At 42.7% G+C, this 6,117-nt stretch carries 6 protein-coding genes and 2 pseudogenes; all 8 read right to left on the bottom strand.

Going from position 1 to position 6,117, the window contains the following annotated elements; genetic code table 11:
* Positions 1 to 82: 82 nt before the first annotated feature.
* Complete coding sequence (locus tag LHL20_RS14945; protein ID WP_156141719.1) at positions 83 to 337, bottom strand: DUF5676 family membrane protein; 255 nt, start codon at positions 335 to 337, stop codon at positions 83 to 85.
* An 83-nt stretch (positions 338 to 420) separates the two neighbouring features.
* Complete coding sequence (locus tag LHL20_RS14950) at positions 421 to 792, bottom strand: cation transporter (RefSeq protein ID WP_226433876.1); 372 nt, start codon at positions 790 to 792, stop codon at positions 421 to 423.
* 11 nt (positions 793 to 803) lie between these two features.
* On the bottom strand, positions 804 to 1,220 hold the full coding sequence (locus tag LHL20_RS14955) for a hypothetical protein (RefSeq protein WP_226433877.1): 417 nt from the start codon (positions 1,218 to 1,220) through the stop codon (positions 804 to 806).
* A pseudogene (locus LHL20_RS14960) lies at positions 1,204 to 1,829 on the bottom strand (methyltransferase family protein). The gene LHL20_RS14955 and the pseudogene LHL20_RS14960 overlap by 17 nt, the downstream one beginning before the upstream one ends.
* Positions 1,830 to 1,922: 93 nt before the next feature.
* Positions 1,923 to 2,114 (bottom strand): annotated as a pseudogene (locus tag LHL20_RS21315) (DUF2933 domain-containing protein); the annotation flags it as partial.
* Between the two features lie 8 nt (positions 2,115 to 2,122).
* Positions 2,123 to 2,476, bottom strand: coding sequence for a cupredoxin domain-containing protein (locus tag LHL20_RS14970; protein WP_226433878.1), 354 nt, complete (start codon positions 2,474 to 2,476; stop codon positions 2,123 to 2,125).
* A gap of 11 nt (positions 2,477 to 2,487) precedes the next feature.
* On the bottom strand, positions 2,488 to 4,731 hold the full coding sequence (locus LHL20_RS14975; RefSeq protein WP_226433879.1) for a heavy metal translocating P-type ATPase: 2,244 nt from the start codon (positions 4,729 to 4,731) through the stop codon (positions 2,488 to 2,490).
* 75 nt (positions 4,732 to 4,806) lie between these two features.
* A complete protein-coding gene (locus LHL20_RS14980; protein WP_226433880.1) occupies positions 4,807 to 5,241 on the bottom strand; it encodes a MerR family transcriptional regulator in 435 nt (144 codons plus the stop codon).
* Between the last annotated feature and the right edge of the window lie 876 nt (positions 5,242 to 6,117).

Genomic DNA, 6,117 nt, shown 5'->3' on the forward strand with positions numbered 1-6,117 from the left:
AAATTTATGTGGCAGTAGATATCAGCAAATATCGTACCTGTGCTAAAAGGACAAATACTGACTATTTATTTAGCCCTCACTACTACAGCTGCCTATTGTAAATACTGGCAATAAGCCAACCCAGTACACCTGCGAACAAAGCCCATAAAGCTCCGCCTATCACTACACCCAATAAAGGCACGTTCCATATCATCCCTTGCCAGTCTGAAAACATTATATTACCAGCCATGGGTGACATCATGTCGGGCATTGTAATAATGAACAAAGAACTAACAACACTCTCGAAGCTGAACGATGCGGCGCACGCGAACGCAAATACATTTTCTCGAATTTTCATCTTACGCCTCCTTAAAGCCAGCATCATAATGTAACGACATCGCTCAGCATTGTTGTTGAGTGAGAACGTAGAGCACAATAAGGTTATGTACGCTTCCTGTGAGCGCCCTGCGGCAAGTGGTGGCAACTCCACGGTTTGTGCGTCGCATTGTCTTTTATATTTTGATCTACAAACTGGTAATAACCTTCTTTTGTGTGTCTCCACCAGTCATTGTGAAGATCTGCGCCGTGTTTTCGAATGATCGCTTCAATACCGTCTAAATCGATATGTGTCGCATCATATGCCAGGTGAATAGCCCCTTCTTTGATGTTGTAGCTCACCTCATCAATGCCAAAGAGCTTGTCAATCTCTTCAATTAGGGGCTCGCAATTTGCCTCATAGACATTGCTGAGCCGTAAATTCCGAACGACTAAATTTGCTTCTCTGACACCGACTCTGTGGTCTAAATCACTCATATCTTTTTTCCTCAGTGTTGATTTGAATGCTTCTCAGATTCAGATAAATGGTTTCCAGTCATTTTCCTCATCATCATTTTCATCATATTAAGGTGCATTTCTGCCATAGTAATTTGATCTTGCATGGGCTGCGCATCCATTTTTTCATGCATCTTATCCATCATTCCCATCATGGATTGCATGTTTTTATTCATCATTTCACGTTGTTTCTGTGGATCTCTTTCTGATTTGATTGCCTGAACGTCTTCCTTCATTGCTTTCATTTTTGCATGCGCCATATGCATATCTTTATCAGACATATTCATTCCCATTTGCATCTTTGGTTTGTCTGATGCCTGATGCTTGTGCTCATTCATCTGTTGAGCTTGCGCTGTTGCAATCATTACTAACGCGATCGAAAAAGCAGTTGATTTAAAGAGTTTTTTCATGATTTTCACCTTTTGAGTTGAGACTTGGGAGCCAGCTTGGAGTAGTTTTGATATAACTCACATACTCTTCACCAAATTCAGCTGTAGCTAGCATTTCTTCACGCTTTGCCAGTTTTATGTACACAGCAACTAAAATAGGAAACATGACCAGTGTCGGAATGGTCGGCCATTGCAACAAAAAACCAAACATGATCAGTATAAAAGCTAAGTATTGAGGGTGGCGACACAGCGCATACCATCCTGTCTTTGCTAGATAATGGTTCTTCTGAGCGTGGTGTAGAACACTCCATGCAGAGGATAAAATGAAGAATCCTGCAACAATAAATAGCATACTAGCGATATGAAATGGGTCCCAGTGGGCGTCGCCATTTAAACCAAAGAAAGTATGCAACAGGTGTCCGTTTTCGTGCGCAAAAAAGTTTACTTCCGGATAGGTTTCAGCAAGCCAACCTGATAAGAAATAAATAGTGAGTGGGAAGCCATACATCTCGGTAAACAGGGCTACAATAAACGCAGAGAATATCCCCAAGCTTCGCCAGTCGGTGGAAGATTTTGGCTTTACAAAACTGAATGCAAAAAAGATAAAATAGCTGAGTTCAGTATCACCATTGACCATAAGCCATAACGATAAGCCGCGTTGTTATCACTCAATTCCTGAAAACTTTTCTGCTTATTCTCACTGTCGCGAGAATGTTCGTGGGCGTGTCCGTGTTTACCGTGGCTACTGTGCATGAATATATGCATGAATGGGCACAGCAATAAAATCAAATAGGGAAGAAACTGAAGGACATGATGACCATGTTCGAAAATTAAAAAATAAGTAACGGCAGCGATCATCGCTAATGCAGCCCACCCTGTAGGTGTTGACCAAAATCTGGGGTGACTGTTTTTCATGACTCATCCTATACCACCGTAAGAACACCGCGATACATCTGCATCTGGCAGTGAAAAGTATGTTCGCCCTGTGGGACGTTTTCGAGGTGAATTGGTGTTACATCATTAAGCGTTAGCTGCTCACTGATATCTAATGAAGGAATTAGCAGTACTTCGGAACAGGGAGACTCATCTTTGCGCAAAAACTTCAACGTAACAGATTGTTTTGCGTTTACCTGAATAGACGCTGGTGAGTACACGCCATTTTTTACTTCTATGAGTATTTCGTTACTTTCAGTAACTGTCTGATCAGGCGTGTATAACCAAAACCACCAAATAATCAGTGCAATAACCGTAAGTCCTACAATATTAATTATCATCATAAGAAAACTCCTTAGTGGTCCTTTGCCTTAAATAGGCGAAGCCGGTTCGCATTTGATACCACTGTTAACGAAGAAAATGCCATGGCGGCTCCGGCGATAACTGGGCTTAGCAATACTCCGAAAAATGGATAGAGCACGCCCGCCGCAAAAGGTATACCTGCTACGTTGTAGATAAAGGCACCAAACAAGTTTTGCTTAATGTTGCGCAAGGTGGCTTTACTGACCGCTATAGCATCGGCCAGACCATGCAACGAGCCGCGCATCAGGGTGATATCGGCGCTTTCAATGGCAACGTCCGTTCCTGTACCAATGGCAAAGCCAACATCAGCCAAGGCAAGAGCCGGAGCATCGTTAATTCCATCGCCAGTCATACCCACTACTTCTCTCTGCTGCTGTAATTCATGTACTTTGTTGGCCTTATCTTCGGGCAATACTTCAGCAAAAAACTCGCTTATTGCCGCTTTCTTTGCCACTGCAGCAGCAGTTTCTTTGTTGTCCCCCGTTAACATGATGACCCGGATATCATTAGCCTGAAGACGCTTGATGGCAGAAACAGAGTCAGGTTTTATCGGGTCGGCAACCGCTATGATGGCAGCGAGTTGTCCATCTACAGCGAAATACATGGGAGTTTTGGCGTCTTTGGCCAGTGTTTGTGCTTTCTCTGAATAATTACCTATGCCCACCCCTTTTGAAGCCATAAGCTTGCTGTTACCAAACAATAAGGCCTTTCCTTCACAACGGCCTTCAACCCCCATACCGGTAATCGCATTAAACTCTTCGGTTTTCAGCAGCTCAATGCCCTGGTCGTGGGCACTTTCTACTATCGCCATTGCTAATGGGTGCTCTGAACCATTTTCCAGACTAGCTGCCAATTGCAGCACTATCTTTTCATCACTGGAATTGGCTAAAATTATGTCAGTGACCTTGGGTGTACCTTCCGTAATCGTTCCGGTTTTATCCAGTATCATCACACTGATTTTTGATGCCGTTTGTAGCGCTTCGCCGTTGCGAATTAGCACGCCGGCTTCAGCAGCCTTTCCAACCCCCACCATAACTGACATCGGCGTGGCTAAGCCCAATGCACATGGACAAGCAATGATCAATACAGTGGTGGCCGAAACTATGGCAAATGCCAGTGCGGGCTCAGGGCCAAAGTTCAGCCATGCTAGCGCACTGAGCACAGATATAATCATGACCACAGGAACAAAGTAAGCGGATATCACATCGGCCAAGCGCCCAATAGGCGGCTTTGAATTTTGTGCGCGTTTAACCATTGCAATGATTTGCGCCAGTGCCGTGTCTTTACCTACTCGAGTTGCTTTAAATAGAAACATTCCTGACTTGTTGAGAGTTCCAGCAACGACTTCATCGTCATGTGATTTTTCAACTGGCATCGGTTCCCCGGTTAGCATGGACTCGTCGATTGACGTATGGCCTTCAACAACAACACCATCAACAGGCACTTTTTCTCCAGGCCTGACTTTGATGACATCGTTAAAAAGCACTTGCTCGATAGCGATCTGGACCTCTTTATTGTCGCGAATAACCGTGGCTGTTTTCGCTTGTAATCCAATTAAACGTTTGATTGCTTCTGAGGTTTTTCCGCGGGCTTTTAGTTCTAAGGCAAGCCCCAGATCAATTAGACCAATGATCATAGCTGTAGCTTCAAAATAAACGTGCCTTGCCATTAACGGCACTGCTTCAGGTACCAACACTACCAACATCGAATAGAACCATGCTGTGCCTGTACCAAGTGCAATGAGTGTATCCATATTGGCAGAATGATTTTTAAAGCTCTTCCACGCACCGATGTAAAAATGCCGGCCGGAAAAGAACATTACACCCAGCGTCAGTAGGCCAACTGCTAGCCACAACAACCTCTCGACATTAGTCTCGACCGTCATTTCGTCGACAACAATGCTATAAGTCATTAGAGGGATACCTAGCGAAAGCGCAATGAAAGTATCTCGCATCAGCTTTTTGTAATAGGTCCTATCCGCTGCTTCTTTTTCATCGACTACATCAGTGTCAGGCTTATCTTCGAAAGGCTTTGCGTTGTAACCAACGGACTCTACTGCTTGAACCAATAATTGAGAATCCGCTGTACCCGATACAAGTACTGTTCTGTCTGCAAAGTTCATTTCGGCATTCTGCACTCCCGGCGTCTGCTTCAAGGCAGCTTCTATTTTTCCAACGCAACTGGCACATCCGGCGCCTTCTATCACTAATTGTCGCTGTGTTACTTCTGCACTCATAGTGCTCTCCTTTTTTCCTATTTTTAGAAGACTTGTTTTTTGACGGACAACAATTTTTCTGAAGAAACACCTGCATTAAGTTCTGTCATTTATGTTTTCCTCCAGGACGGTGTGTTCAAACTCTTCTATTAAATGACAGACCACGTGTGAGGATGGGGCTTTGTCACCCATTGCTCCCCATTTCCTTACTGCCAGCATCATATTTTGCCTGAGTAACAACATTGCCTTAAATTGTCTTTCTGTTTCTGCTAGCCTTCTTGCAATTAAGGTTCTAACTAGGGGACAAGCGGTCTTTCCATTATCTGCTTCTCTGAGAATTTGCTTGATATCTTCAACTGAAAAACCTAAATGCCTTGCACTTAATATAAACCGCAACCTGGAAGCATCTTTCGTTGAATAGAATTTATAACCATTGTCAGATTTTGCCGGCGTTATTAACTGCAAGCGCGTGTAATAGCGAACAGTATCTGGCGTTGTAGCAAAGGCGCTTGCGATCTCTCTTACTTTCATAGTTGTTCCGATGTCTTTAACCTAAAATTTTACTTATACCTAAAGGCTAAACCTGTGTGTGGGACGCAGGTCAATAGGCATGTAACTCGTGAAACTTTCGGTTCTAAGATGTAATGCGTTTTTAAGTGAGGCGGATAATACTTGCTGTTCGTTTACTGATAGCAAACAGTGTCTTAATGTATATTAATTAAGCAGTTGATCGTCTAAGACATTCTTTGATTGCAATTGATTAGTAAAGAAAACTTAGAGAAAAGCCTCACTGAGTTTATGTGTAGCTCTTAATCGGAGGGTGGAAGGGAGGAGAGTGTATACCAATTAAAGGGGTAATATTTATATCTGAAAATGAGCTTTGCTTAATGTTTTCACTTATCAGAATTTCAATATTTGAAAGTATACAAAATTGGGTTAAAGAAGTTGCACAGTAAGCACCTATACAGCACGCGCATATCGATTGATCATTTCCTTCGCAGTGCTGTACATCCTGGTTCTTTTCTGAATGAAGTGTGTGATTATTTAAAGTAGTATGTTCTACGCTTGATAAGGAATCATTTGAGGACATATGAGATTCTGATGTGTCGTGACCATCACATTTAATTGGGTTCGTCATAGCAAAGCCGTGCTGTGAAAGCAGCGCAGCTATTAGTACTAATTTAAACCACTTATAAATGCCTGACACAATAAACTCCATCAGTGAGTAAGGGAATAGTAGCGGTATTCCGTTATTCTTACTTTGACGTAGATCAACACAACACAAAAAAGTGCTTAGGACCTTTAAACATTAAAGCCGTAATCAACTAGTTTAGTACTCTTGATTCATATAGCCTTAAACTACGCTTAGAAAGTACAACATAGCCATCATTTATAGCAATGCTTTTA

It is taken from the genome of Alteromonas sp. McT4-15 (assembly GCF_020515205.1).
Taxonomy (GTDB): domain Bacteria; phylum Pseudomonadota; class Gammaproteobacteria; order Enterobacterales; family Alteromonadaceae; genus Alteromonas.